This window comes from Sphingobacterium allocomposti, assembly GCF_008124885.1.
GTDB lineage: Bacteria > Bacteroidota > Bacteroidia > Sphingobacteriales > Sphingobacteriaceae > Sphingobacterium > Sphingobacterium allocomposti.
In genome coordinates, this window is record NZ_VNHX01000003.1 from 115,999 (window position 1) to 141,607 (window position 25,609).

Annotated in this window: 23 protein-coding genes; 14 read left to right on the forward strand and 9 right to left on the reverse strand. The window is 45.8% G+C overall.

The window, feature by feature from the left end:
* Positions 1-72 precede the first annotated feature (72 nt).
* The 5 genes from BC792_RS03395 (at position 73) to rodA (ending at position 5,800) form a co-directional block, all read left to right on the forward strand.
* Entirely contained in the window at positions 73-1,095 is a 1,023-nt protein-coding gene (locus BC792_RS03395) for a rod shape-determining protein (RefSeq protein WP_133640853.1), read from the forward strand.
* Between the two features lie 96 nt (positions 1,096-1,191).
* Positions 1,192-2,028: a rod shape-determining protein MreC gene (gene mreC, locus BC792_RS03400; protein WP_148907583.1), complete on the forward strand. Its 837-nt coding sequence runs from the start codon at positions 1,192-1,194 to the stop codon at positions 2,026-2,028.
* The gene (locus tag BC792_RS03405; protein WP_148907584.1) at positions 2,021-2,548 is read left to right on the forward strand and encodes a rod shape-determining protein MreD; all 528 of its coding nucleotides are present in this window, start codon (positions 2,021-2,023) and stop codon (positions 2,546-2,548) included. The genes mreC and BC792_RS03405 overlap by 8 nt, the downstream gene beginning before the upstream one ends.
* A gap of 17 nt (positions 2,549-2,565) precedes the next feature.
* Positions 2,566-4,536 (forward strand): penicillin-binding protein 2, encoded by a 1,971-nt coding sequence (mrdA, locus tag BC792_RS03410; protein ID WP_148907585.1) that lies wholly within the window; start codon positions 2,566-2,568, stop codon positions 4,534-4,536.
* Entirely contained in the window at positions 4,529-5,800 is a 1,272-nt protein-coding gene (gene rodA / locus BC792_RS03415; protein ID WP_148907586.1) for a rod shape-determining protein RodA, read from the forward strand. Before mrdA ends, rodA begins: the two co-directional genes overlap by 8 nt.
* 24 nt (positions 5,801-5,824) lie before the next feature.
* Here rodA and BC792_RS03420 read toward each other — a convergent pair whose 3' ends face one another.
* Genes BC792_RS03420 through BC792_RS03430 form a run of 3 tightly spaced genes read right to left on the reverse strand, consistent with a single transcriptional unit; the run spans position 5,825 to position 8,141 of the window.
* The gene (locus BC792_RS03420) at positions 5,825-6,679 is read right to left on the reverse strand and encodes a nucleoside phosphorylase (protein WP_148907587.1); all 855 of its coding nucleotides are present in this window, start codon (positions 6,677-6,679) and stop codon (positions 5,825-5,827) included.
* Positions 6,676-7,293: an IMPACT family protein gene (locus BC792_RS03425; protein ID WP_148907588.1), complete on the reverse strand. Its 618-nt coding sequence runs from the start codon at positions 7,291-7,293 to the stop codon at positions 6,676-6,678. Before BC792_RS03425 ends, BC792_RS03420 begins: the two co-directional genes overlap by 4 nt.
* Positions 7,290-8,141 (reverse strand): DMT family transporter, encoded by an 852-nt coding sequence (locus BC792_RS03430; protein ID WP_148907589.1) that lies wholly within the window; start codon positions 8,139-8,141, stop codon positions 7,290-7,292. The genes BC792_RS03425 and BC792_RS03430 overlap by 4 nt, the downstream gene beginning before the upstream one ends.
* 651 nt (positions 8,142-8,792) lie before the next feature.
* Here BC792_RS03430 and BC792_RS03435 point away from each other — a divergent pair.
* The 5 genes from BC792_RS03435 (at position 8,793) to BC792_RS03455 (ending at position 14,041) form a co-directional block, all read left to right on the forward strand.
* A complete protein-coding gene (locus BC792_RS03435) occupies positions 8,793-9,617 on the forward strand; it encodes a prephenate dehydratase (RefSeq protein WP_148907590.1) in 825 nt (274 codons plus the stop codon).
* Positions 9,618-9,671: 54 nt separating this feature from the next.
* Positions 9,672-10,778: a chorismate mutase gene (locus BC792_RS03440; RefSeq protein WP_148907591.1), complete on the forward strand. Its 1,107-nt coding sequence runs from the start codon at positions 9,672-9,674 to the stop codon at positions 10,776-10,778.
* Entirely contained in the window at positions 10,778-12,031 is a 1,254-nt protein-coding gene (gene aroA / locus BC792_RS03445) for a 3-phosphoshikimate 1-carboxyvinyltransferase (RefSeq protein ID WP_148907707.1), read from the forward strand. The genes BC792_RS03440 and aroA overlap by 1 nt, the downstream gene beginning before the upstream one ends.
* 71 nt (positions 12,032-12,102) lie before the next feature.
* Entirely contained in the window at positions 12,103-13,197 is a 1,095-nt protein-coding gene (aroC, locus tag BC792_RS03450; protein WP_148907592.1) for a chorismate synthase, read from the forward strand.
* Positions 13,187-14,041, forward strand: a complete 855-nt coding sequence (locus BC792_RS03455) for an ROK family protein (protein ID WP_148907593.1) — start codon at positions 13,187-13,189, stop codon at positions 14,039-14,041. The genes aroC and BC792_RS03455 overlap by 11 nt, the downstream gene beginning before the upstream one ends.
* Before the next feature lie 32 nt (positions 14,042-14,073).
* Here BC792_RS03455 and BC792_RS03460 read toward each other — a convergent pair whose 3' ends face one another.
* Positions 14,074-16,491 (reverse strand): alpha-ketoacid dehydrogenase subunit alpha/beta, encoded by a 2,418-nt coding sequence (locus tag BC792_RS03460; protein ID WP_148907594.1) that lies wholly within the window; start codon positions 16,489-16,491, stop codon positions 14,074-14,076.
* Between the two features lie 149 nt (positions 16,492-16,640).
* Here BC792_RS03460 and BC792_RS03465 point away from each other — a divergent pair, with 149 nt between their 5' ends.
* Positions 16,641-17,375: a hypothetical protein gene (locus tag BC792_RS03465; RefSeq protein WP_148907595.1), complete on the forward strand. Its 735-nt coding sequence runs from the start codon at positions 16,641-16,643 to the stop codon at positions 17,373-17,375.
* Positions 17,376-17,485: 110 nt separating this feature from the next.
* Positions 17,486-17,941, forward strand: a complete 456-nt coding sequence (locus BC792_RS03470; RefSeq protein ID WP_148907596.1) for an NUDIX domain-containing protein — start codon at positions 17,486-17,488, stop codon at positions 17,939-17,941.
* A 26-nt stretch (positions 17,942-17,967) separates the two neighbouring features.
* Here the strand turns inward: BC792_RS03470 and BC792_RS18275 are convergent, their stop codons facing one another.
* Both BC792_RS18275 and rlmH read right to left on the reverse strand, forming a co-directional pair.
* Positions 17,968-18,105, reverse strand: a complete 138-nt coding sequence (locus BC792_RS18275) for a hypothetical protein (RefSeq protein ID WP_170249942.1) — start codon at positions 18,103-18,105, stop codon at positions 17,968-17,970.
* A gap of 52 nt (positions 18,106-18,157) precedes the next feature.
* The gene (gene rlmH / locus BC792_RS03475; RefSeq protein ID WP_148907597.1) at positions 18,158-18,631 is read right to left on the reverse strand and encodes a 23S rRNA (pseudouridine(1915)-N(3))-methyltransferase RlmH; all 474 of its coding nucleotides are present in this window, start codon (positions 18,629-18,631) and stop codon (positions 18,158-18,160) included.
* Positions 18,632-19,253: 622 nt separating this feature from the next.
* Between rlmH and BC792_RS03480 the strand changes: the two genes are divergently transcribed.
* Positions 19,254-19,856: a riboflavin synthase gene (locus BC792_RS03480; protein ID WP_148907598.1), complete on the forward strand. Its 603-nt coding sequence runs from the start codon at positions 19,254-19,256 to the stop codon at positions 19,854-19,856.
* A 24-nt stretch (positions 19,857-19,880) separates the two neighbouring features.
* On the opposite strand, the gene BC792_RS03485 is transcribed toward BC792_RS03480, so the two are convergent.
* On the reverse strand, positions 19,881-21,671 hold the full coding sequence (locus BC792_RS03485; RefSeq protein WP_148907599.1) for a chloride channel protein: 1,791 nt from the start codon (positions 21,669-21,671) through the stop codon (positions 19,881-19,883).
* A gap of 75 nt (positions 21,672-21,746) precedes the next feature.
* Complete coding sequence (locus tag BC792_RS03490) at positions 21,747-22,688, reverse strand: hydrogen peroxide-inducible genes activator (protein ID WP_148907600.1); 942 nt, start codon at positions 22,686-22,688, stop codon at positions 21,747-21,749.
* A 281-nt stretch (positions 22,689-22,969) separates the two neighbouring features.
* On the opposite strand from BC792_RS03490, the gene BC792_RS03495 reads away from it, so the two are divergent.
* A complete protein-coding gene (locus tag BC792_RS03495) occupies positions 22,970-25,087 on the forward strand; it encodes a S46 family peptidase (RefSeq protein ID WP_425262446.1) in 2,118 nt (705 codons plus the stop codon).
* A 108-nt stretch (positions 25,088-25,195) separates the two neighbouring features.
* Here the strand turns inward: BC792_RS03495 and BC792_RS03500 are convergent, their stop codons facing one another.
* Positions 25,196-25,507 carry a hypothetical protein gene (locus BC792_RS03500; RefSeq protein WP_148907602.1) on the reverse strand — a complete coding sequence of 104 codons (312 nt, stop codon included), beginning with the start codon at positions 25,505-25,507 and terminating at the stop codon, positions 25,196-25,198.
* Between the last annotated feature and the right edge of the window lie 102 nt (positions 25,508-25,609).

Consider the following 25,609-nt stretch of genomic DNA (forward strand, 5'->3'; position numbering starts at 1 on the left):
TTACAGATGGATAAAACCATTTTTTTTGTTTAGGTTTGCATTAATTTTTTAAGATAAGACAATACATACTCCATGGGGTTATTTAACTGGTTTACGCAAGAAGTTGCTATCGATTTGGGAACTGCCAACACCCTAATCATACATAATGACAAAGTAGTAGTAGATGAACCTTCTATCGTTGCTTTCGACCGGACGACAAACAAAGTCATCGCAATCGGGCGTCAAGCCATGCAGATGGAAGGAAAAACACACGATAATATAAAAACAGTACGGCCGCTTCGCGACGGCGTTATTGCCGACTTCACCGCTGCCGAACACCTGATCCGTGGTATGGTGAAATTGGTAAACAACGGGAAGTCCTGGTTTTTTCCTTCATTGCGTATGGTCGTTTGTATTCCTTCCGGAATTACGGAGGTGGAGAAACGTGCTGTACGCGACTCTGCGGAAATCGCCGGCGCTAAAGAAGTTTATCTTATCCACGAGCCGATGGCGGCTGCAGTCGGAATTGGAATCGACGTTGAAGAACCTGTGGGCAACATGATTATTGATATCGGTGGAGGTACGACGGAGATTGCCGTCATTGCTCTTTCGGGAATAGTATGCGATCAATCCATCCGCGTTGCTGGAGACAATTTCGACTCTGACATTGTACAGTATATCCGCAGGCAACATAATATCATGATCGGTGAACGTACAGCAGAAAAAATAAAGATCGAAGTGGGCGCAGCCTTACCCGAGTTGCAAGACCCTCCGGCAGATTTTGCCGTTCAAGGTCGGGATTTGATGACCGGTATCCCTAAACAGATCACTGTCTCGTACACGGAGATCGCTCACTGTCTGGATAAATCTATCTCCAAAATCGAAGAGGCAATTTTAAAAGCATTGGAAATTACCCCTCCGGAGCTGTCAGCCGATATTTATCAGACAGGCATTTACCTGACAGGCGGGGGTGCTTTATTAAGGGGATTGGACAAACGGGTACAGGCAAAAACCAAGCTACCGGTTCATGTGGCCGAAGATCCGCTGCGCGCTGTGGTTAGGGGAACAGGAATAGCGCTGAAAAATATCGGCAGATTTAAATTCCTGATGCAATAACGGAATTAGAATAATTTATATCTCTGCGCGATATAGAAAAGTGTTAACGATTCTATATCGCGTATTTGTTGGAAGACTCATTAACAACGGACATTTATGAAGAACCTTTGGCTATTTCTTGTTCGATATAATGCCATTTTTTGGTTTATTCTCTTTTTTGTGCTGTCGGTTATCCTCGTAGTCAACAACAACAACTTTCAAAGGGCCTCCTTCATCAATTCATCCAATATTTTGGTTGGCTCCTTTTACAAGCAGGTCAACTCCTGGAAAAGTTATCTCTCTCTTTCCGACGCCAACGAAAAGCTTGCTGCGGAAAATGTCCTATTGCGGCAACAGATACAGAATCTCTTACAGGCTGATACGACAGCAGATTCTGTCTATCTTGCAGACTCTATTGAACAGGGCCGATATGCTTTTATCGTTGCGAATGTTGCGAATAACAGCGTGCACCAGAAGAGCAACTATTTAACGCTGGACAAGGGATCTGAAGCAGGTATTGAAAAAGGAATGGGGGTTATTACTTCGAACGGCGTCGTTGGCATCGTCCTTCAGACGTCGCGACATTTCAGTTCTGTACAGTCGCTGCTTCATCCGGACACGAAGATATCCGTTACGTTGGACAGTTCGGGGATTTTCGGCTCGCTCGTCTGGGGAAGCAATATCGACCCGCGCTTCGCCATGGTTCGGGATATCCCGAACCACGTACAGGTGAAACAGGGGCAGAAGGTTTTCACATCGGGCTATTCGTTGTTCCCTGAAGGTATTGAAGTCGGGGAAGTTATCGAGACCGGTATAAAATCGGGAGAAAGCTTTTTGGACGTCAAAATCAGATTATCGACAAACTTCTCCAACCTCAGCCACGTTTATGTCGTACGCGACCTATTGGTAAAAGAAAAGGAGACACTAGAAGAAACAAGTCAGGATAATGGGTAGAATCATCATCATAAATATCGTTCGTTTTTTTATATTGGTGCTTCTGCAGGTAGCCTTGTTCAAGAATATTGGATACTACAATGTGGCGGCAGCCTTCCCGTATATTTTCATAATTTTCCTTCTACCTATAGGCTTGCCGAATCTGCTTCTTTTTATTCTGGCTTTTTTAACGGGGTTGACCGTAGACGCCTTTTACGATTCCGTAGGCGTACATGCAGCAGCATGTGTAACGCTGGCACTTTACAGAATATTTTTCCACAAAGTAACGTTAGAAGTCGAGATAAAAGACTCCTTTAACACGCCGTCGCTCGGGGAGATGGGCACGAAATGGTTCCTTTCTTATATCTTTTTCGGAACGCTGATACATCATCTCGTTCTTTTCCTTCTCGAGACCTTTTCATTCGCAAATTTTCTTTATACACTGGCAAGCATCTTCTTAAGTAGTATATTTACAGTAGCTGTCTTGCTTCTGATGAGCCTGCTGGTTTATAGAAAAAAGTCGCGTATCAGCAACATATAATATAGAGTTTTACGTTCATGAATAGTTTTTTCGCACGTAAATTTGTTATCCAGGGAATATTTATTGCCGTAGCGCTGATTATTGTCGTACGGCTCTTCTACATACAGATTATCGATAAGACCTATCTACTCTCAGCAAATAACAATGTTTTACGTAAGGTGGTCGTTTATCCGGCCCGGGGAGTAATCTTCGATCGACATGGAAAGGTACTGGTTCAAAACGAACCGGTATACGACCTTCTCGTGACTCCGCGGGAGGCGAAGGACATCGATACGGCCCTATTATGTCAGCTCATAGACATCGATATAGAAGGTTACAAGACAAGGATGCAGAAGGCCCGGGAACATTCCCCCTACCGTGCTTCTATCTTTGAAAAGCAGCTTTCGTCGGCAACCTATGCCCAGCTGCAGGAGCACCTCTATAAGTTCCGTGGTTTTTATGTGCAGAACCGGACGGTCAGAAGTTATCCAGACAGCATAGCGCCCCAGTTGCTGGGCTTTATTCAGGAGGTCAATGAAAAGGACATTGAACGTTCCAACGGATTTTATCGTCCCGGAGATTATATTGGAGGTGCAGGTATAGAACGGTCGTACGAGGACCTGCTGCGGGGGCAGCGTGGTGTTAAAAACCAAATGGTAGATGCGCTCAACAGACCAAAAGGCGTCTTTATGGATGGCAAATACGACACCTTAGCCGTGTCCGGCGAAGGTTTGATTACCACCATCGACCGCGAACTGCAGGTGCTGGCTGAGCGGCTCATGAAAGGAAAAATGGGGTCCGTCGTGGCCATAGAACCGGCTACCGGCGAGATTTTGACATTTGTGAGCGCACCTTCTTACGACCCGAACATGATGGTAGGACGCCAGCGGGGCAACAATTACATGAAACTGCTGAACGATGAAACGCGCCCGATGTTTATCCGTCCTATCCAGGCCTCCTATCCCCCCGGATCAGTTTTTAAGGTCGTTGCAGCCTTGACAGCACAGCAAGCCGGCGTAATCGATCAAAACACCTCATTCTATTGTCCGGGAGGGTATCGCTATGGTGGTGGGCGGGCTATCATGCGTTGTACGCACGTTGACGGGTCGACGGATTTAATCAAATCGATTCAACGATCGTGTAATACCTACTATGGTTATACTTACGCCCGGATGATCGATTCCAGAGGGATGTCGGGGCCAAGAGCATACGACCTCTGGCGCGAAGGTCTTCTAAAATTTGGCCTCGGCCACAAATTGGGTATCGATTTACCTGGCGAAAAGCCGGGACTGGTTCCTACGTCAGACTTTTACACGAAGCGCTACGGCAGCGATAAATGGCGGTCGGGATTCAATATCTCGCTTTCTATCGGTCAGGGCGAAATGGGCATTACGCCCCTGCAGATGGCCAATATTATGGCAATTGTGGCCAACCGGGGGTTTTATTATCGTCCACACCTGGTAAAGGGTATAGGCGAGAAGAAAATCATCAAGAAGGAGTTTACGGAGAAGATCGATGCCGGCGTTGATGCGAAGTATTACGAGCCGGTGATCGAAGGCATGAGTAGAGCAGTGAATATGCCCGGAGGAACGGCCTATAGTGTTCGGATCCCTGGGATCGAAATGTGTGGAAAAACGGGTACTGCGCAGAATCCCCACGGTGAAAACCATGCCGTTTTCTTTGCTTTCGCCCCCCGCGAGAACCCTAAAATTGCGATCGCCGTGTTTGTGGAAAACGCTGGCTATGGTGGTACATGGGCGGGTCCGATTGCCAACATGCTCGTTGAGAAATATATCAATGACACGATTACGCTGCCCAAATACATTCAGGATAGAATTTATAACGCTAACTTCATTCCAAAGCCGGCAAAAAAAGAATCGATAAAGAAAGATACAACTAGCAGCAAGAAAGATGTCCCGAGGCAGACGGTGCGCAACACACCGCCAGAGGAACCTTCAAATGCAGCGTTTTATGTTCACCATAGTCAAATAAGAAACCGGTATGAATAGATTAGGGGAAAAGAGCTTTTTTGGACGTATTGACTGGCTGACTGTCGCGCTGTGGCTCACACTCTGTACGATCGGATGGTTTAATATCCATGCTGCGGTCTTCGATCCCGAACAGCCCAGTCTTTTTAACCTTGCAACAAACTACGGAAAGCAATCTATTTATATTTTTACTGCGCTGATTATCGGCTTTAGTATTCTGATTATTGATGAAAAGTTTTTTATCTCGACAGCGCCGTTGGTTTATGTTCTTGTCGTCCTGCTGCTCGTTGCCGTGCTTGTTATCGGCCGGAACGTGGGAGGAAACCAGGCATGGATACCGATAGGCAGTTTCCGCCTGCAACCGTCGGAGTTTGGAAAACTTGCTACTTGCTTGCTTTTGGCCAGTTACCTGAGCAGCCAGATAAACAAACACCCCAACAAGAAAACGCTTCTGATCGGGGCTTTAATTGTATTGTTTCCGGTGGCCCTCGTCATGTTGCAGCCCGATACAGGATCGGCACTGGCATTCTTCGCATTGATTTTCGTTTTCTATCGCGAAGGATATGTCGGAAACGAGCTTCTAGTTCTCGGCGGGTTGGCAATCTTATTATTTGTACTTGCCCTTCTGGTGAACCAGTGGATCATCATCGGCATCTTGTTTGTTGTGGCCGCGCTTTTTGCCTATGCGCTGCGTAAAAAGCGTAAATATCTTATTAATATAGGCGCCTTGTTTTTGGGAAGTTTGGTATATGTACTGTGCGTAGACTTTGCTTATGAGCAGGTCTTACAGCCCCACCAACGCAACCGGATTGACATCATCCTTGGAAAAATGGACGACCCCCGCGGACAGGGGTACAATTTAAACCAGTCGAAAATAGCCATTGGTTCCGGCCAGCTGTTCGGAAAAGGATATCTGCAGGGAACACAAACGAAGTACAACTTCGTTCCTGAACAGAGTACCGACTTTATCTTCTGCACGATCGGGGAGGAATGGGGATTTGTAGGCTGCGTTATTCTCATAGCGATCTATCTGACCCTGCTGGTGCGTTTGGTAAATATCGCAGAACGACAGCGGACGGCGTTTGCAAGAATCTATGCCTATGGTGTCGCCTCCATCCTGTTCTTCCATTTCTTTATCAACATCGGTATGACGATTGGAATCGTCCCTGTGATTGGAATTCCGCTTCCTTTTATCAGCTACGGGGGGTCTTCCCTGTGGAGTTTCACCGCGCTACTTTTTATCCTGCTGCGGTTCGATTCGAGCCGAAAGGGGCTGAACGGCTAGTGGATTCCCTGCGGGCCAATCGCGCTACAGGCGTTCAAGCACATGACGGATGGCCTTGTCGATTATTTCCTTTGGATTAGCCGCAAATGCATCGTTTACCCTGCTTGCTAAAATAGCATTTATGGACAGTGCGTGATGTCCAAACATGTTAGCGAGTGCATAAATACCCGCAGTTTCCATCTCCAGGTTCGTGATTGTCCGTCCTCCTACGTCGAAGGAGCTCGCACGCTGGATAAGGTCTGGGTAAACATTCATTGAACGGACGGAACGCCCCTGCGGGCCATAAAAGCCCGGAGCGGTCATCGTCATTCCCCTGGGCAGGTCGGAAGCAATACGGGCGAGCAGCTTTTCGCTCGCGCGCCCGACATAAGGCGTGAAGGACAACGTGTCAAAGGTTTTTTCTATAGCCTCCTGAATGACAAGTTCTTCGGCAGAATAACTTTTTACATAATATTGCATAAGCGTATCGAAACCGATCGCGAACTCACTTGCCAGGATGACGCCCATCTTTACATCGCCCTGAATAGAACCAGACGTGCCAATACGTATAATATCCAAACTGGTAAGTTCTTCCTTCAACGTCCGCGTTTCAAAATCAATATTAACCAACGCGTCAATTTCATTAAATACAATATCAATATTATCTGTACCTATTCCCGTAGAAATAACGGAGATCCTTTTATGCCCCAATACACCCGTATGGGTAATAAATTCGCGCTTTCCTTTCTTAACGTCGATACGGTCAAAGTATTTCGAGACCTCTCCCACCCGATCAGGATCCCCAACGAATATAATGGTAGAAGCCAAATCCTCCGGTAACAGATTAAGATGATAAATACTTCCATCTGCGTTAAGTATTAATTCTGAGTCAGCAATCATAATGTGGTTAGATAAAAATAGTTCACGCCCTCCATCGTTTCCAGTTGATGAACAACCTGATTGACTTGTGTTTTCCGGATCTCTACCTCGAGTGAACAGGTATTATCAAAATCCTGCTTTAATATAGTTAAATTTTCATCTTTTACCAAACGCATGATGTCATTCATCCGCAAATAATCGAAATCAATACGGTATACGTCATTGACGGTCCGCTGAACAACCTGGGCAGACGCCAACGCCTCGACCGTCGCATTTTTATAGGCGTTAATCAGTCCGGGCACTCCTAAAAGTGTCCCTCCGAAGTACCGGACAACCACAACCAGTACATTGGTAATATCCTTCGACAGCAGCACATTTAAGATGGGTTTTCCCGCCGTACCAGATGGCTCGCCATCGTCGTTGATGCGCCAGACTGATCGATCTGTGGATAGCCGGTAGGCCCAACAGTGATGGCGCGCCTTCGGATGAAGGGCTTTTAGTTTATTAATCGTATCCTTCAAGGTGGCTTCGCTCCGGAAGGGGAAGGCATAAGCATGAAATTTACTCCCTTTATCTCTAAATATTCCTTCGCTAACCGTTTCGATCGTTAAATAGGTATCTTCAAATAGACTCACAGAAATGCAATGATTAAAACAGAAATAACAGCCAACAACAGCCCAATCTTATTCCACCAGGTCAGCTTCTCGCCAAAAACACCGATACCAACCAAAGCACCCAGCAGGATAACGCCTACATTCATGCCTGTGAAAACGACAGAAGGGCTTTCAGAAAGCGCTCTATGCGCCTTCATGTAAAACAAAATGTTCCCAAAATTAAACAATCCCAGCAATAGACCCCACAAAACGGACCGGAATTCCATCCGTTCTTTGCGTTTCATCATACGATAAAATAGAAAGCTAAACGCGGATATCATGGACAACACAAAAACCATGAGCATGGAGAAAGCATACGGAACACCCTGGTACAAGGCCATTTTTTTAAATAAGATATCGATGACCCCCATTCCCACGAACACCGCAGCTGCATATCTCCATTTTCCGGACGTCCCCGACTTTTTTTGCCAGCCGATGGAAAGCAAGATAGCCAGAACGCCTATCGCTATACCGACGAACTTCGATTTGCTAATCTGCTCGCCAAAGAGAAAATATGCTGCCAGCAAGGGTATAAATAACGACAGCCGCTGTGCGACCTCCGTACGGACAATACCGCTGTATTGTATAGCATAAGCTATACACAGAAAGATGGATGGCAGGAGTACCGCCAACCCCAGATAAATTGTCCAGGGTAACTGGAGAACCGAAGAACCCGTCATCGGAGGCTTCAGAAAAAGTATGGTCGCCAAGGTGGCTACCGGATAGTTCCAGACAATAAGATGAAGATGATTGACGCCGTCTTTTCTCGCGTATTTGATAATAACAGACACGGTCACACTACAGACCACACTAATAAGCACGTATAGCATATATTCGAACCTCTATCGGTATTTGGCTTCAAGTGTACGAAAACTTCTCCACATTTCTCCCATATCGATGCTTTTCCCCGGCCCCGCATCTGAATCCCGGCGTCGGACGGTGCAGAGGAGCGCAAGATAAACCAATATCACGCAACAAAAATCTCGGCTTTACCAACAATTTATACATAAAAGTTAAGCAAAAAAATACGCCGTAAAAACAGAATAAAACACCCACATTTTACGCCCAAAAAAACACATTTTAAGGAACTACGAAAATGTACAAAAACGCCCAACAACAACCATAACATCCTATTAAACAGCTGTATAAACACAAACAAGAGAAACCAAAAAGAATAAAAATAAGAAAAAAATAGCACAAAAAATTGAGCATAAAAACGTTAAAAAAAACAAATAAAAATAATGAGTTTTTTAAGCCGATAAATAGCATAAAACATATAAAATTTAAAAAAAAATTTTGCTTAGTAATTTTTTAGTTCTACATTTGGATTGTAAATAGAGACATGAAGACAAATACGACATACTTTTACTTTGGTTACTTTTATTTTAAACGATAAAAGCCGGGAAGTGTGTGTCTAAAGTAGATAAGCAAAAAGGTCCCGGATAACATTCGGGACTTTTTTTTAGGATCACAGAAAGGAAATGAAACAAAAAATTGCGATACAGGGTGTAAAAGCGTCTTTTCATGAAGAGGCCGCTTATAAATATTTTGGCGAAGATATCGAAACCATTGAATGCGAATCTTTCAAAAAAACCTGCGACATGCTTAAACAGGGGAAAGCGGATTATGTCGTAATGGCTATAGAAAACTCTATTGCCGGCAGTATCCTCCCCAATTATAATTTATTACGGGATTACCGTTTTCATATTATTGGGGAAGTGCACCTAAACATCCAGCAAAACTTGTTGGTGCTCCCGGGGGTGAAAATTTCAGACATTAAGGTGGTGGAGTCTCACCCTATCGCTATCCGGCAGTGCGACGAATTCCTGAGCGATTATCCCGAGTGGACTATTAAAGAAGGAATGGATACCGCTGCCTGCGCGAAGAACATTGCAGACAATAAACTGAAAAATACCGCAGCTATAGCCAGCACAATGGCAGCCAAGTTGTACAATCTCGAGATTTTGGAAAAGCGGATCGAAACGAACAAGAAGAACGCGACACGTTTTTTAATCCTCTCTAATGAGGTTGTCGAGCAAAAAAATGCAAACAAGGCTTCCCTTTCTTTTCAGACGGGAAACGCTGTGGGCTCATTAGCAACGGTATTACAGTGCTTCGCCGAACAAAATGTCAACCTTAGCAAGATCCAGTCGATGCCGGTGGTTGGTAAGAGAAACGAATACGACTTTTATGTCGATGTGGAATGGAAAAAACAAAGCGACTACGACGCCGCTATCCGAAAAGTATTGAAACACACCGTGAATTTTAACATCATGGGCGAATACGTGAAAAACGAGAGAGTTTAAACAATTGACGAAAACAGATTATAAAACAGGCTTAAACCGGAAATTTAGTAAAAAATGAAACATACATTAGACATCGTCCCTTTGAAATCTTGGATCGACACTGGCGACAAACCATTGATTATTGCAGGCCCCTGTAGCGCCGAAACAGAAGAGCAACTTGTTTCCACAGCACATTTGCTGGCGAATACGGGTAAAGTAAACGTACTGCGGGCAGGTATCTGGAAACCGCGTACCCGTCCTGGTGAATTCGAAGGTATAGGCAGCGTCGGACTGGCGTGGTTGAGACGCGCAAAAGAGGAAACCGGCCTGCGGACAGCAACAGAAGTGGCAACAGCAAAGCACGTGGAAGAAGCATTGGCTGCGGGTGTCGACGTACTTTGGATCGGAGCCCGCTCAACGGCGAACCCGTTCACTGTACAAGAGATTGCGGATGCATTGAAGGGTGTAGATGTGCCGGTGCTGATTAAAAACCCGGTGAATCCCGACCTCTCTCTTTGGATTGGTGCGCTCGAACGTGTTAACCGTGCGGGCATAAAAAAACTTGGAGCAATACATAGAGGATTTTCTTCGTTCGAGAAAACGGCATTCCGTAACGAGCCGATGTGGGACTTGGCCATCCAGCTGAAATCGGCGTGTCCGGAATTACCTATCATAAACGACCCGAGCCATATCTGCGGCAATAGGGAGCTGATTCCGTATATAGCACAGAAGGCTATGGATATGGACTTACAAGGATTAATTATAGAATCTCATATCGATCCGTCAGTAGCATGGACAGACGCTAAGCAACAGGTTACGCCTGCCGCTCTCTCGGACTTACTGGATAATCTAGCTGTCCGTCATCCGGAGTCTAACAACCCCGCGTTCGAAGACAAACTTGCGGAGTTGCGTAAACAAATAGACAAACTTGACGATGCAATCTTACAACAAATCGGCGAACGGATGAAAATAGCTGAGAAAATCGGCGAATACAAACGCGACAACAATGTCACTATCCTTCAGGTTAATCGCTGGGATGAGATCGTCCAGAAAAGGCTACAGCTGGCAAAAGCTCTTTCACTGAGTGACGATTTTGCTTCTAAATACCTGGAACTTTTGCATAATGAGTCTATCCGGAAACAAAACGAGGTGATGAACATAAAACCTGTTGCCGAGGCATGATGAGTTCTGAGAAAATAAAACTCACCCACCCAACCAGAAAGATAAACGGCACGGTTCAACTTACAGGCTCTAAATCGGAGAGCAACCGTGCCCTTATCATACAGGCACTAAGCCATGGAGCGGTCCACGTGAACAACCTGTCAGAAGCGGCAGACACCGTTATCATGCAGAATGCGCTGGCGCTAGCAGATAAGGCGGCGCCGGAAGGACTGACAACAATCGATATTGGTCCCGCCGGTACAGCAATGCGGTTTCTGACATCGTATTTAAATTTGAAAAAGGGACGCTTCAGGTTGACAGGCACTGAAAGAATGCAACAACGTCCGATCGGTATTTTGGTCGACGCGCTGAACGATCTCGGAGCAGATATTCAGTACGAAAAGAAAACCGGTTATCCCCCGTTGGTCATTGAGGGTGGGATGCGTCAGCGAAAAGGACATGTTGCGATCCAAGGAGACATCAGCAGCCAATATATTTCTTCCTTATTGCTTATTGCCTCCTCGTTGGAAAAGGGCCTCCGCCTGGACATCGCCGGCGAGCTGACCTCCCGACCGTATGTGACAATGACGCTAAACATGCTCCAGGAAGCGGGAATACAACATGAGTGGACGGAGAATAGTATCGTTATCAAACCGCAGTCCTTCCAAGAGAGCACCATCTATGTCGAGCCCGACTGGAGCGCCGCGTCGTACTGGTATGCCATGGTGGCTCTGTCCGAGCAGGGATCTGTTCTTTTGCCGGGACTGAAAGCACACAGTTTACAAGGTGATATCGCTATCGTCGATATAATGGCTCATTTCGGCGTAGCAAGTTCTTTTCAAGAGGACGGCCTGCACATCGCCAAAGTGAGCAAGGGAAGCGACCAGGTTTATTTTGATTTTAAAGAATGCCCGGATCTGGCACAGACCGTTGTCGCGCTGGCGGCAGCGATCCGCCGCGATATATCGATAACTGGCGTGGAAACTTTAAAAATTAAAGAAACAGACCGGCTAGCCGCGCTGAAAGCAGAAATCGAAAAATTCGGTGCTACCATCATCGCAGAAGAAGAAACATATCATGTCAAAACCTCGGACGTCGTCTATCCACCGCAAGTCACGTTCGATACATACGAGGATCACCGGATGGCCATGGCCTTTGCTCCCTTAGCGTTAGTCTTCGATGAAGTATACGTTAATGAGCCCTTGGTTGTCGAAAAATCATATCCCGCGTTTTGGGACCACCTGATATCTCAGGGCTTCCAGATCAGCAAATAATAATACTAAATCAGCAATAATAGTTCCTTGTTATTGCTGATTTGGTATATTTACCGAACATTAACAATTTTATGGCAGGAAATTCATTCGGCAACGTATTTAGTATTACTACATTTGGAGAATCGCACGGCAAGGCCATAGGCGTCGTCATCGACGGTTGTCCACCTAATATCGACATCGACGAGGAATTTATTCAATCAGAATTGGATAAGAGAAAACCGGGGCAATCTAAAATTACCACACAACGGAAAGAAAGCGATATTATACAGATCTTATCAGGCACATTTGAGGGAAAATCTACGGGAACACCTATTGCCATTGTGATTCCTAATGAGGATCAGCGATCGAAGGATTATTCACACATAGCAGATAAATACCGTCCTTCTCACGCAGATTACACGTACCAACAGAAGTACGGCGTACGCGACTATCGGGGCGGGGGCCGTTCCTCAGCCCGCGAAACGGCCGCACGTGTAGCTGCGGGAGCAATAGCCAAATTATTTTTAAGAACAAAAGGAATTGAAATTTTTTCGCACGTCTCAGCGGTCGGCCGCCTGGAATCGCCGAATCTGGACACTGCGAACCTGGCTCAACTGCTGGAGATTCGGGAAAGCAACATTGTGCGCTGTGCCGATCCGGCAACGGCGAATGAAATGATCGCCCTAATCGATCAGGTCAGAAAAGACGGTGACACCATCGGAGGAAAGATATCTACGATTGTCCGCGGCGTACCCGTTGGACTGGGCGATCCCGTGTTTGACAAGCTACACGCCGATCTGGGAAAAGCTATGTTAAGCATCAACGCCGTACATGGGTTCGAGTACGGTTCAGGATTTAGCGGATCGGAAATGCGCGGGTCTGAACATAACGACATCTTCGTCAAGGATGGAGACACCGTGCGGACAAGAACAAATTTTTCGGGTGGTATCCAAGGAGGTATCTCCAACGGAATGGATATCACATTTCGAACTGCCTTTAAACCGGTAGCCACCATTATGCGCGATCAGGAAACCTTAAACGTATCCGGAGATCATACGACCATTTCGGGAAAAGGGCGCCACGACCCCTGTGTCGTCTCCCGGGCTGTCATTATTGTAGAGGCCATGACAGCATTAGTATTAGCAGATCATTTTTTAAGAAATAACGCATACGTAGATGAAAAGTAATTTTGTAGTCGCCTCGGATATTGGAGGCACCCATATCACGTCTGCGGTGGTAGATATAACAACATGGCAAATTTTGGAAGAAACGATTTCCAGAAGCCATGTTAATTCTCGGGCAGATGCTAAATCGATTTTATCCTCATGGAGTAGCTGCATACAACAAGCAGCGGACCTTTGTCACGACCAGGTTACCTCTATCGGCATTGCCATGCCCGGGCCGTTCGACTACGAGAACGGGATTTCCCTGATGAAAAATCAGGACAAATATGACGCATTGTACAACATGAATGTGTCGAACGGCATTTTAGAAAGGCTCTCAAAGGAAAAAGAAGTACGTTTTATTAACGATGCGGCAGCGTTTTTACAGGGAGAAATCTACGCAGGGAATCTCCAACACAAAACGGGCATTCTTGGAGTTACCTTAGGCACAGGACTAGGATCAGCCGTTTGGCACCAGGGTGAAAAGGCGTTCGATGCTGATTTATGGAATACGCCGTACAAAGATTCGATTTTTGAAGAGTACCTGGTTACACGCTGGCTGACGAGGAGATTCAAGGAGTTATCCGGCCATGAGGAAGAAGGCTTCAAAGATATTTTGACGAAACACCGGAATTCGACAGCCTTTGATCAGCTATTGACCGAGTACACACAATCTCTTGAGGATTTCCTTCAATATTTTTCCGATACACATGGGTCACGCTGCTTTGTGCTGGGGGGCAACATCACAAATGCGTGGGAACTTATCCGGTCGTATAACGAACAGGCATTTGACCAATATGAAATATTTACGGGAAAGTATGCAGAACATGCTGCTATCCTAGGAGCGGCCTCACTATTTAAAGGTTAGCCGATGCGATCCATATAGGTACCCTAAGCTTTTTAAAAAAGCTTAGGGTATTTTTGTTGATTATAATCGCTCATCATTTCGTATGCCAGCTCGATAACGTCGTCGACGGACGGTTTGGTGAAATAGTCGCCGTCCGAGCCGTAAGGAGGCCGATGTGCTTTGGCAGACAAGGTTCGGGGTTGACCATCGAGCAGAAAATAACCCTTCTGGTTTTCAAGGATTTCCTGAAGGATAAATGCGCTAGCTCCTCCCGGCATATCTTCATCGACCACCAACAGTTTATTCGTTTTCGCCAAAGAAGCAGCGGAGATCTGCGTCTGATCAAACGGCTGCAGGCATTGCGCATCGATAATTTCCAAGGAAATACCCAATTTTTCCAGTTCGATGGCCGCCTCCTGCACGATCCGCAATGTTGCGCCATAAGATACAACAGTGATATCGTTTCCTTCACGTATACGCTCGGCGACACCGATAGGAACAGTGAATTCTCCTACATTGGAAGGCATCTTTTCCTTCAACCTATAGCCGTTCAGGCACTCGACAACCAATGCAGGTTCGTCTGCACGTAACAGGGTGTTGTACATACCCGCCGCCTGCGTCATATTCCGTGGCACGCAAATGTGTATACCACGTAAACCGCCCAGCAGGACGCTCATCGGCGAGCCTGAATGCCAGATTCCTTCCAGCCGATGCCCCCGCGTGCGAATGATTACAGGCGATTTTTGCGTTCCTTTCGTCCGGTAGCTTAAGCTCGCGAGATCGTCGCTCAGGACGGGCATGGCGTAAATTAAATAGTCCAGATACTGAATTTCAGCGATGGGACGTAGTCCTCTCACCGCTAAGCCCAAACCTTTACCAATAATTGCTGACTCCCGAATACCGGTGTCGAAAATACGAAGCTCGCCGAACTTATGCTGAAGGCCGGCAAACCCTTGGTTTACATCGCCTATTTTCCCTACATCCTCGCCAAAGGCAACAATGCGTTCATCACGGGCAAAATTGGCGTCGAAGCAAGCATTCAACACCTCCCTACCGTCTACCACCGTCGCTTCATCGTCGTAACTCGGAGGAATAATCTCCTGTTTAAGGGGCGACTCTGCAGTATCCGTAAACAGCTTATCGTTGTATCGCTGGTAGTTCTCCTTTTTCTTGCGTTCATACCAGGTAAGCAACTCATCCTTCGACGAAGAGGCTGACATACGCAGATCGCGGATAGCGCGACGGACATTACTATAGATCTCCTTTAATGAAGGTTCTGCCAGCGACTGCAGCGTTTTCAGCGGAATATCCACCTCGGTGTGGTCTACTGCAGAAAGCAGCGAAATCGCCTCGTCCAAGTCAGTCTGAATCGTCTTGTGATAGTCGGCCCAAGCCCGGCGTTGCTCCTGACGGACAAAGTCTCTGGCTTCTTTTTCCAACGTTGCGAGCTCCTCTTCCTTGGCAATGCCAGACTGCAGCATCCATTCCCGCATCTTGACATTACAGTCGTACGCGTTTTCCCATTCCAGCCGTTCGGCAGATTTGTATCGCTCATGAGAACCCGACGTGGAATGGCCCTGCGGCTGCGTCATTTCCGTGACGTGTACAATACACGGCACATGTTCATCGCGCGCGAACTTCGCGGCTTGCTCGTATACCTCGCATAATGCAGGGTAGTCCCATCCCCTGACCTTGAATATTTCCAGACCGTTTCCTCCACCGTCGCGCTGGAACCCTCTTAATGCCTCTGAAATATCGGCTTTTGCTGTCTGCACCTCATTTGGCACAGAGATTCCATATCCATCGTCCCAGATTGAAATTACGACAGGAATCTGTTTGACAGCGACCGCATTGACGGTTTCCCAGAACACGCCCTCAGACGTGGATGCATTGCCCACCGTACAGAAAACAACCTCATTTCCTTTGTTGGAAAAGAAGGTTAGATAGTCTAAACGGTCGTTTTGGCGGTATAACTTAGAGGCGAGTCCCAGCCCCAGAACCCTGGACATCTGGCCTCCGGTAGTGGATATATCGGAAACGGAATTCTTTTGAGCAGTCTGATCTACCCATTTACCGTCGCTATCTAGCAGTTGGGTGGAAAAATGACAATTCATCTGGCGCCCGCCTGAGGAAATATCAGCCTCCAGATCGGGGTTAGCGTAAAGCTGTGAAAAGAAGTGATAAATATTTGAGATTCCGGAAGCAAAGGCAAACGTTTGATCGCGGTAGTATCCCGACCGCCAATCTCCCGGCTTAAACACCTTCGCCAAAGCAATCTGTGCGATCTCCTTGCCATCACCAAAAATACCAAACTTTGCCTTTCCGGTAAGCACCTCTTTCCTTCCAAAAAGGCTCACAAACCGACTTTGCACGGCAATCTTATAATCGTTCAGAATGATTTCGCGAAAGTCGTCGAAACTGATTTTCGACGTTTCAAAATCACTGTGTATGTTCATGGTGATATTTGACATAATTACTTATGGTTTCCAACAAAAGTAGTAAAATATACGGGTTATTCCCAATTCAAGGGGAGGGCGTACGCCTACATAAAATCGGAAAAGTAGTTTTTCTTTACAGCAATTATAGTTACTTTTAGGCTCTTTTTTAGGGTTTAGACGAGATGAGTATACGTGAAAATAGGCCGAACGGACAAGATAGCCTTTTAGGCGATCTAGAAAAAACGATCATTGTCAACCAGTTAATGGAGGTTCCATTTGCTGAGCGAAATGAAGCGTGGCGAGATAGGTTTCTGGGAAATATAGCCGGTGCAAATTTGAAGTTAGGTGATCCGGAGGTGATCCTAAGTAATGACGGTTTCCCCTATGTTCAGCTGCAGACAGTAAAAAACGACGAAAGCTTTCAGGCTTATGTAATCGAGCACCAGCTCGAGGTACTATTGGAACAGGGATTCGGTGTGGTCGTTAACGCCCATCTGGAGCAACCGGACTGGGTATTCTCCTATGGCGACCTGGTTAATTTAAAACAATGCGGTTCATTTTATACAGACAAGAGCTTTTTCTCCAATCCGAAGGAGTATAACAGCATTGGACAAGATGAAGATATATTGGTCGGCCAGCCATCAGAAGACATCTTCCCGTCCTATTTACGGAAACATGTCCGCGATTTTCTCCAATATGCAGGGGTCAAGCACCCGAAAGTTATGTTGATTGCGAGAAATTATACGGACGAAGAGCGTGCATCGCAAGATATTGTCTTTAACGTAATGCCTAAACAGTTTGCCAGCGAGAAAGATTTTACCAACCTCATGAACACGCTACAATGGTTTCTACCTAAGCATTATTCTTTTTTCGGTGTTGATGAGATGGCGATCGAGAACGGGTTTGAGCCGTTGTAACATAGACAACAGCTATGTCTCAACGGGAGAGGATGAATTCAAGATGTGGACTGGAAGTACGTGGTGTCAGGTAGGTGCCTGACACGTATCCATCTTTTAAAAGCGAAGTAATGTATTTATTTAATGTTCGCGTTTACGGTATCTTACTAAACGACGAAAACGAGGTTCTGATCAGCGACGAGAAGACGTCGAACGTGTCATTCACGAAATTTCCCGGAGGCGGCCTGGAATATGGAGAGGGTTTGCTTGACGCGTTGAAGCGGGAGTTCATGGAAGAATGCCAACTAGATATAGATATCGTACGGCATGTTTACACGACAGATTTTTACGAAAAATCAAGTTTCAACGAAAGTCAAATACTCTCTGTGTACTATGAAGTAAAAGCTGCTGGACCTATCACCTTTGAAGTAAAAGCAAGTCCTTTCGATTTTTCCCGGGAAAAGCAACAAGAGAAAATGGAAGTATTCCGATTCGTGCCGGCACAGGCACTCGCCGCTGAAGAACTTACCTTTAAAACCGATAAGAAAGCATGGGAAATTTTCAAGTCGTTGTTACCGAAAGTATAGCTCTTTCGGTAACAACGATTGGCTACCTATAGATATTTTATTAGAACAGACAATACGATGATGATTACGATGCAGGCAATAATCAATATCTTGTTCCTTCTACTGTCATTGTAGGCTTCTTCGCTTTTGAAACGATAGTCTCTTTTAAACTTATTCATGTCCATAACGCCTCCTTTTTTATTAGGATGAAATAATCTCTTAATTTACACATTTTTTTTACTCGTGATGATACGGCTCGCCGCGCATGATCGTAAAAGCACGATAAACCTGTTCTATAAAAAACAATCGGATCATCTGATGGGAAAATGTCATCTTCGAAAGCGACAGCTGCTGATTTGCCCGTTGATATACCTCCGAAGAAAAGCCATATGGACCTCCGATTATAAAAACAAGGCGCTGCACCGACGCGATCATTTTCTGTTCCAAAAACCTCGAAAAATCGATAGACCGGAACTCCTTTCCACGCTCATCCAGCAATATTACAACGTCGTTACGGCTTAATTGTTTAAGAAGCAACTCCCCCTCTTTTACCTTCTGCTGTTCTTGGCTTATGTTTTTTGCATTCCTGATGTCGGGAATGACAATAAGCTCAAAATTGATATAATGCTTCAGCCGCTTGGTATAGTTCTCAATACCCAACTTTACGAACTCCTCATCGGTTTTACCTATGCATAACAAACATATTTTCATCCATCTATCTGTTTAATGAGAAATAAATGCCTCTTCTTTATAGCGGTTAAACGATTGACGACACTAAAAATGCCGTAAGAGATTTATCCGGCTATACGTCCGCTTTTCATTTATAAACCAAAAATACATTATTTACCAAGAAGCGCGGGAAAAAGGACGCTATCAGGCGACATTTCTGCACTTACTGGGACGTAAGGTGGCGAAACTGTATTTTTAAAATTCCCTTTACCGCCTCAGATCCGCGATGACGCGGCTTCCCTCTCCCCTTTCCTGTGCAAAAAGAAAAGCCTGGAAGAATCGGGCGATTTTCCAGGCTTTAAAAATATAACCTCCTGTTGGAGGTAATCAACCTAAACCTGAGACAAAGGTAAAATATAATTTTTATAACCCGAAAACATTTTTTATTTAAATAGTAATTTATTTTTTGACAGACAGCTTAAAAGATTGATTATCAGGCACAAAAAAAAAGGTTTTCAAACGGGGAGAATGAAAACCTTAAATAACCAATTATAAACCTAAATTATGATAGAACAAAGATAGTGTATTTTTAACACTATACAAATTTTTTATTCTTTTTTTTCTAGAAGACGTATACGTACCTTTGTAAAAAGACACGATCAATATGTTTACCGGTATCATAGAAACGTTAGGGACGATAAAAAAAATCGAACAGGACAAAAGCAATCTCCATTTTTATATAGAGTCGGCCATTTCCAATGAATTAAAAATAGATCAGAGCGTATCGCACAACGGAGTATGCCTGACCGTCGTAGAGCTGGACGGGTCGGTACATAAAGTAACAGCTATCCGGGAGACACTGGCCAAATCAAACTTAGGAGACCTGCGGGTGGGCGATCTGGTTAACCTCGAGCGATGTACACCCGCCGGCGGAAGATTCGACGGGCACATCGTCCAAGGACATGTCGACCAGACGGCGCGGTGCATTAACAAAGAAGATCAGGATGGAAGCTGGCTTTTTACGTTTGAGTATGATAGAAACGACGAAAATATAACGGTTGAGAAAGGCTCTATAACTGTCAACGGTATCAGTCTCACTGTTGTAGATTCACAGACCGACCGCTTCTCCGTAGCAATTATACCATTTACGCTCGCCCATACCAACATGAAACAAGTGGAAATCGGACATGTGGTTAACTTGGAATTTGATATCATAGGCAAGTACGTCGCCAAGATGATGACCATGCGGGGCCAAAAGTTGCTGTGATCGGCACGCGGATCCGGCGACCACCTACTCCAGGTAATGCCCCTGTCTGACCAAGAGGGCCCGGTACTTGTTGAATACGCTAGACTTTGATATAAAGCCCAGGTACTTATGCTGTTCGTCTACAACCGGTAAGATCCATACGTCGTCCCGGTTCATCTTAGACATCACGACTTCCATGTTTTCCTTGTCCCTGATAATATCGTTTGGCTTTTGGACCAGCTTATCAAAGGTTTTATCCGCCCCGTCTTCCTCTCCCAGCAAGATAGCAAAAAGACGCTCGCTATAAATTATGCCCAGCAATATCCCCTTTTCGTCGACGATAGGGAAAATATTACGTTTGGAATGGATAATATCTGATTTCCGGTCGTTCGGCGTCTCCTGTGGCCGCAGCACGACAAAATTTGTCTCTAGAACATACCGGAGCTTCATCATACTTAAGACAGTACGGTCTTTGTCCTCGTAGGATAACAAGTCGCCGGACTCGGCCAGAACTTTCGTATAAATAGAGTGGGTCAGCATCGAGCGGTTAATCAGGTACGAGATAGAAGTCACCAACATCAGCGGCACCATAAGTGTGTACCCTCCTGTGATTTCAGCGATCAAAAACATCCCCGTCAACGGCGCGTGCATGATGCCCGCCAACGCGCCGGCCATGCCGGCCATAACGAAATTGGGTACATTGAGCATAACCACGCCCGTTTGGTTCATCCCATAAGCGAAAGCGAAACCGATCAATCCGCCCATCACCAGACTCGGACCGAAAACGCCGCCATTCCCACCTCCATTCAACGTAAAGAGAGCTGCAAAGGACTTCGCAAAAAGCGTGAGAACCGTGTAACATACCACTACCCAAGCCATATTTTTATAATCGGAGAAGAGGCTGTTCTTGACAATGGAATCGAACTGGCCGTCCAAAATCTGCTGGATCGTTATATAGCCCTCTCCGTACAAGGCCGGAAAAATAAATATCATCACGCCGAGCGCAATCCCGCTAAACCAGACCCGGTTGTACGGATTGCGGACCTTCACAAACCACTCCTTAACGACATTACTGATCTTTGCGAAATATACGGTATATAACCCGACGATAACGGCCAGAAACATGTAAAAGAATAGCGCTTCCACTTCCCATTCGGTTGTAGCGGTATGAAATAGGGGCTCGCTATATAACAAGCGGGAAACTACGGCAGCCAATGCGGCGGAGATCAGCAACGGGATAAAAGCCGGTATCGAAAATTCGGGCAAGAGTATTTCAATGGCAAAAATCATTCCGGCGATAGGACTATTAAAAGCTCCGGAAATTCCTGCCGCCGCGCCGCAGGCGAGCAACATCGTAATTTCTTTGTACTGTAATCCGAAAAAGCGCCCTGTATTCGAGCCTATAGCCGATCCACTGTAAGCAATGGGAGCCTCCAGTCCGCACGACCCTCCAAATCCCACTGTTATTGCGCTCGTGACAATCTGCGAATAGACATTGTGTACTTCGATACGGCTCGACTTCCTTGAAATGGCATAAATGATCGGCGTAATACCATGCTCGAACTTCCTGCCCCTCAAAAATTTCCGGACATATAATACGCTGAACAAAATTCCGAGCAGTGGCAAAACCAGGTAAAACGAATATTTAAAGTGCCACTCTATGTCATTCTGAAGTTTAGAAGCTATAAAGTGTGTTAACCCCTTTAGCAGCGCCGCCGCAAGCCCGCCGATGATGCCTACAGCAAAAGCCAAAATAACCAGAAAATTCCGGTTGGAGATTTTCTGCATCCGCCATCGGTTCAGCTGATCTAACTTTTGCTGTATTTTCAGTTTCATTATAGTAGTTGTTCGTTATCGACTGTGCCTGACCATCTCGTTGAATGACAGCTCCGCATTATCGCTGCAGTCTGCTTAGTGATCAAAACCCATGATCTCCTTTTTCTTCTTGCTCTTAAACCGTTCAGGGACGATGGCGAGTATTTCGTTTTTTAACGCATTAACAGCTTGCTTCTTCACGAAGTTCCTCGTTGTGACCAAACTGATTTCCCTCACGGGTTCCGGTGCCTTAAAATAACGGACATGACTCAGTTGATCTTCATCGTATCCTAAAATGCTCATTTCGGGCAGGATCGTGATGCCGGCGTTAATATCCACCATACGCTTGAGCGTCTCTACACTCCCCGTATTGTACTCGAAAGACGCATCAACGCCCTGATTATGTTTATAGTGACACAAGTTGAGAACCTGTCCACGCATACAATGTCCTTCATTCAGCAGCCACAGTTTTTCATTCGCTATCTCATCGGTAGTAACCATCTTTTTCTGATATAACGGACTTTTTTCCGACACATAAGCGACAAAGGTCTCGTAATATAAAGGTATTTCCTCTATACCATTCTCCTGTAACGGCGTAGATAAGATACCGCAATCCAGCCGTCCGACCCGCAGCTCCTGAAGTATGCGCTCAGTGGTGTACTCCCATATCTGTAGCTGCAATTTCGGATAAGCTTTCAGAAAACCCGTCAGGACGTCTGGCAACAAATAAGGTGCCACTGTGGGGATAACCCCTACCTTGAGCTCGCCCGAAATCTCCCCTTTCTCTTCCTGTAGCAGCTCTTCTATTTTTTTACTCTCATTGAGAATTACGCGTGCCTGCCTGATGATTTTCTCCCCTATTTCCGTCGGTACAACAGGCTGACGGCTACGGTCAAAAATCTTCGCTCCAATAGACTCTTCCAGTTTCTGTATTTGCATACTCAGTGTAGGCTGGGTCACGTAACAATGCTCCGCGGCAGCAACAAAACTTCGGTACGTATCTACAGCTATAACGTATTCCAATTGCACCAATGTCATTCTATAAATTTTAGCTATGCAAAGTTAGTAAAATGGTTTTGAGAAACCACTCTTTTTGCCAGAGCAAAACCGCACACGGAGAAGCAAAAGGAGCTACGCCCGAAAAAGTGCCGGCGTACACGCATCCTGACTACGGCAGACTAAGGCTGAAAAAGCCGTGTTGTGCCGTTTTTACGCGCATTTACTGACAAAATCTTCTTACCTTTGGGCAACGGTAAATTTGGAAGATTATGATAAAAACAACGTTTAAACGCAGCTTTATATGTGCTCTTTTACTTGGGATGAGCGCATTCCATTTTTCGGCGGCGATTCCCGACGAGGGCATGTTTCCTCTCAGTGAACTAAGTCGTGCAGGGTTAAAAAAAGCGGGGCTGAAAATATCGGAAAAAGATATATACAACCCAGGGCAGGTAGGACTGGTCGATGCGCTGGTACAGGTTAGCGGCTGTACGGGGTCCTTTGTTTCTTCCAACGGATTAATAATAACGAACCACCATTGCGCGTTCAGCGCTGTTCAGCTGGCGAGTACGCCCGAGTTCAATTATCTAAAGAACGGCTTTGTCGCCAATGCGCTGGAACAGGAGATACAGGCTAAGGGCCTAACCATTCGGATAACGGAGTCGTACGAAGACGTTTCGAACGAGATTCTCCAGGCGGTAGCCAACGTTACGGATCCCGTCGAACGGATCAACACCATCAACAAAAAACGGGCGGAGATCGCTGCAAGAGCGGAACAGCAAGATCCGACCATTAAAGCAGAAGTATCGGAAATGTTTATCGGAAAAAGCTATGTGCTTTTCCGTTATAAAACGATTGAAGATGTTCGGCTCGTATATATTCCACGACAGGATATCGGCGAATTCGGGGGCGAGACAGACAACTGGGTATGGCCCAGGCATACCGGCGACTTTTCTTTTCTCCGAGCGTACGTCGCGCCTGATGGCTCCTCCGCCAAATATGCAAAAGAAAATGTTCCTTATAAGCCGAAGAAGCATCTAAAAGTTAATCCTCGCGGCGTATCGGAAAATGATTTTGTATTTATTCTGGGATATCCGGGCCGCACGTTCAGGCACCGTCCGGCCGCCTACCTCGAGTATCAGCAGCAATTTCTTCTTCCCTACACCGCTGCGCTGTACGAATTCCAAAACGAGCAGATGCTGCTTGCCGGAAAGGACAACGTCGCAATGCAGCTAGCCTTAGCGACGCGTATAAAACGCAATGCCAACGTGTTGAAGAATTACCGCGGGAAGTTAAAGGGGCTACACAACCTTGGGCTGGTCGAAGAGAAACGCAAAGAAGATCAGGCTTTGGCGCAATTTATCGAAAGTAAGCCAGAACTTCGGGCGCAGTACGGTACGCTGATGTCGGACATTGATCAACACTACCGGACCGTCTTCGAGACAGCGCAGAAAGAACTATGGTTTAACAACATGTATAGCAGCCTTTCTCTTCTTCGCGTTGCCAGCGCTATAAACAGTTTCAAAAACGCCATCTTAAAACAAAATGGAACAGACGCACAGAAAGAGATTTTTGCGTTAAACATTGAGGAAGTAAAAAGACACCTGGACGGCATCTATGGCAGCTATAATCTCGCCGTTGACAAAGCAATCGGAGAGCGGATGTTCGGCGATGCATACGATTTCACGGGAGCAAACCGTATCGATTTTTTCGGTAACCGCGCCTTTTCAAGCAAAGAGGATGCTGTAGCCTACCTGTTAACGGCACTGGAGAAGTCCAAGCTGGGCGACAAGGAAGTGCTCTACAATACGATATTGAAAGATATTCAGTCTTTAAAAAACTATACCGACGACTTATTGAGTATACAAAAAGGTCTGGATGCAGAGCTTTCGTCCTTCAACGAAGAGCAGAGACGACGCGAAGGTATCCTAAGCCGTTTAATGGCAGATTACATAGCCGTCAAAGAACAGTATCAGGCAAAAAGGTTTATTCCTGATGCAAACTCCACCCTGCGCCTGACATTCGGAAATATCAAAGGCTACAGTCCGGCCGACGCCACGTATATGAATCCTTTCACCACGGTCAAGGGACTCATAGAAAAAGGGAACTCCGGATTGTCTGAGTTTACGTATCCGGAAAGTATCAAAAGCGCATGGCTGACAAAAAATTTCGGTGCTTACGCGAAAAAGGAACTAAATGATGTTCCGGTGAACATATTGTACAATATGGATACCACCGGCGGAAATTCCGGATCTCCGATTATGAACGCCCACGGCGAATTAATAGGCGTAAATTTCGACCGTGCGTACGACGCCACCATTAACGACTTCGCCTGGAACGAGAACTACAGCCGTTCGATCGGCGTAGACATCCGTTATGTATTGTGGATCGCCGATAAGATCGACAACGCTCAGTTTATTTTACGGGAAATGGGAATCTAACCATTAAAAATAACGGAGCGCAGATTAGCCTGCGCTCCGTTATTTTTAATGGCCTCCGGGTAAGCACCTACACTATGCAATCGCATGCACGGCCAGAGCCCGGACCAGTTACTGATTGTCTTTATTTTTATACTTGAGTTCCAGGTTGAGAATAATATCTCTTTTCTTGCCTTCAATCCATGACAGGTTACCCGCTACAAATACGCCTTTCTTGCCCGTTTTTTGATTTGATATCCCGTATACAGTAGACTCGTCATCAGGATTAGAGGGCCCCTCATAACGATACAGATGATCAATCTGGTAATCGTCTGCGTCTCGGAGGACTTCATCAAATTCCACGTTAAAATCGACCGTATAGCCCATTTCCTGTAGTTTGGCCAAAGCGACATCGGCCGTCTCGTAGTTATGCTTCGTTTCCATAAGTATAAATTTTCTTTCCGTTTAAAATAACAATCTATGGAAAGGTTCTGTTTTATTTAATTTCCAACACAGTCCATATATGCGGGTCGGGCGTCTACACCG

Excerpts from the sequence above, each read along its gene's own strand:
- BC792_RS03395 (WP_133640853.1), top strand. The coding sequence starts at position 73 with ATGGGGTTATTTAACTGGTTTACGCAAGAAGTTGCTATCGATTTGGGA.
- mreC (WP_148907583.1), top strand. The coding sequence starts at position 1,192 with ATGAAGAACCTTTGGCTATTTCTTGTTCGATATAATGCCATTTTTTGG.
- BC792_RS03405 (WP_148907584.1), top strand. The coding sequence starts at position 2,021 with ATGGGTAGAATCATCATCATAAATATCGTTCGTTTTTTTATATTGGTG.
- mrdA (WP_148907585.1), top strand. The coding sequence starts at position 2,566 with ATGAATAGTTTTTTCGCACGTAAATTTGTTATCCAGGGAATATTTATT.
- rodA (WP_148907586.1), top strand. The coding sequence starts at position 4,529 with ATGAATAGATTAGGGGAAAAGAGCTTTTTTGGACGTATTGACTGGCTG.
- BC792_RS03420 (WP_148907587.1), bottom strand. The coding sequence starts at position 6,679 with ATGATTGCTGACTCAGAATTAATACTTAACGCAGATGGAAGTATTTAT.
- BC792_RS03430 (WP_148907589.1), bottom strand. The coding sequence starts at position 8,141 with ATGCTATACGTGCTTATTAGTGTGGTCTGTAGTGTGACCGTGTCTGTT.
- BC792_RS03435 (WP_148907590.1), top strand. The coding sequence starts at position 8,793 with ATGAAACAAAAAATTGCGATACAGGGTGTAAAAGCGTCTTTTCATGAA.
- BC792_RS03440 (WP_148907591.1), top strand. The coding sequence starts at position 9,672 with ATGAAACATACATTAGACATCGTCCCTTTGAAATCTTGGATCGACACT.
- aroA (WP_148907707.1), top strand. The coding sequence starts at position 10,778 with ATGAGTTCTGAGAAAATAAAACTCACCCACCCAACCAGAAAGATAAAC.
- aroC (WP_148907592.1), top strand. The coding sequence starts at position 12,103 with ATGGCAGGAAATTCATTCGGCAACGTATTTAGTATTACTACATTTGGA.
- BC792_RS03455 (WP_148907593.1), top strand. The coding sequence starts at position 13,187 with ATGAAAAGTAATTTTGTAGTCGCCTCGGATATTGGAGGCACCCATATC.
- BC792_RS03460 (WP_148907594.1), bottom strand. The coding sequence starts at position 16,491 with ATGTCAAATATCACCATGAACATACACAGTGATTTTGAAACGTCGAAA.
- BC792_RS03465 (WP_148907595.1), top strand. The coding sequence starts at position 16,641 with ATGAGTATACGTGAAAATAGGCCGAACGGACAAGATAGCCTTTTAGGC.
- BC792_RS03470 (WP_148907596.1), top strand. The coding sequence starts at position 17,486 with ATGTATTTATTTAATGTTCGCGTTTACGGTATCTTACTAAACGACGAA.
- BC792_RS18275 (WP_170249942.1), bottom strand. The coding sequence starts at position 18,105 with ATGGACATGAATAAGTTTAAAAGAGACTATCGTTTCAAAAGCGAAGAA.
- rlmH (WP_148907597.1), bottom strand. The coding sequence starts at position 18,631 with ATGAAAATATGTTTGTTATGCATAGGTAAAACCGATGAGGAGTTCGTA.
- BC792_RS03480 (WP_148907598.1), top strand. The coding sequence starts at position 19,254 with ATGTTTACCGGTATCATAGAAACGTTAGGGACGATAAAAAAAATCGAA.
- BC792_RS03485 (WP_148907599.1), bottom strand. The coding sequence starts at position 21,671 with ATGAAACTGAAAATACAGCAAAAGTTAGATCAGCTGAACCGATGGCGG.
- BC792_RS03490 (WP_148907600.1), bottom strand. The coding sequence starts at position 22,688 with ATGACATTGGTGCAATTGGAATACGTTATAGCTGTAGATACGTACCGA.
- BC792_RS03495 (WP_425262446.1), top strand. The coding sequence starts at position 22,970 with ATGAGCGCATTCCATTTTTCGGCGGCGATTCCCGACGAGGGCATGTTT.
- BC792_RS03500 (WP_148907602.1), bottom strand. The coding sequence starts at position 25,507 with ATGGAAACGAAGCATAACTACGAGACGGCCGATGTCGCTTTGGCCAAA.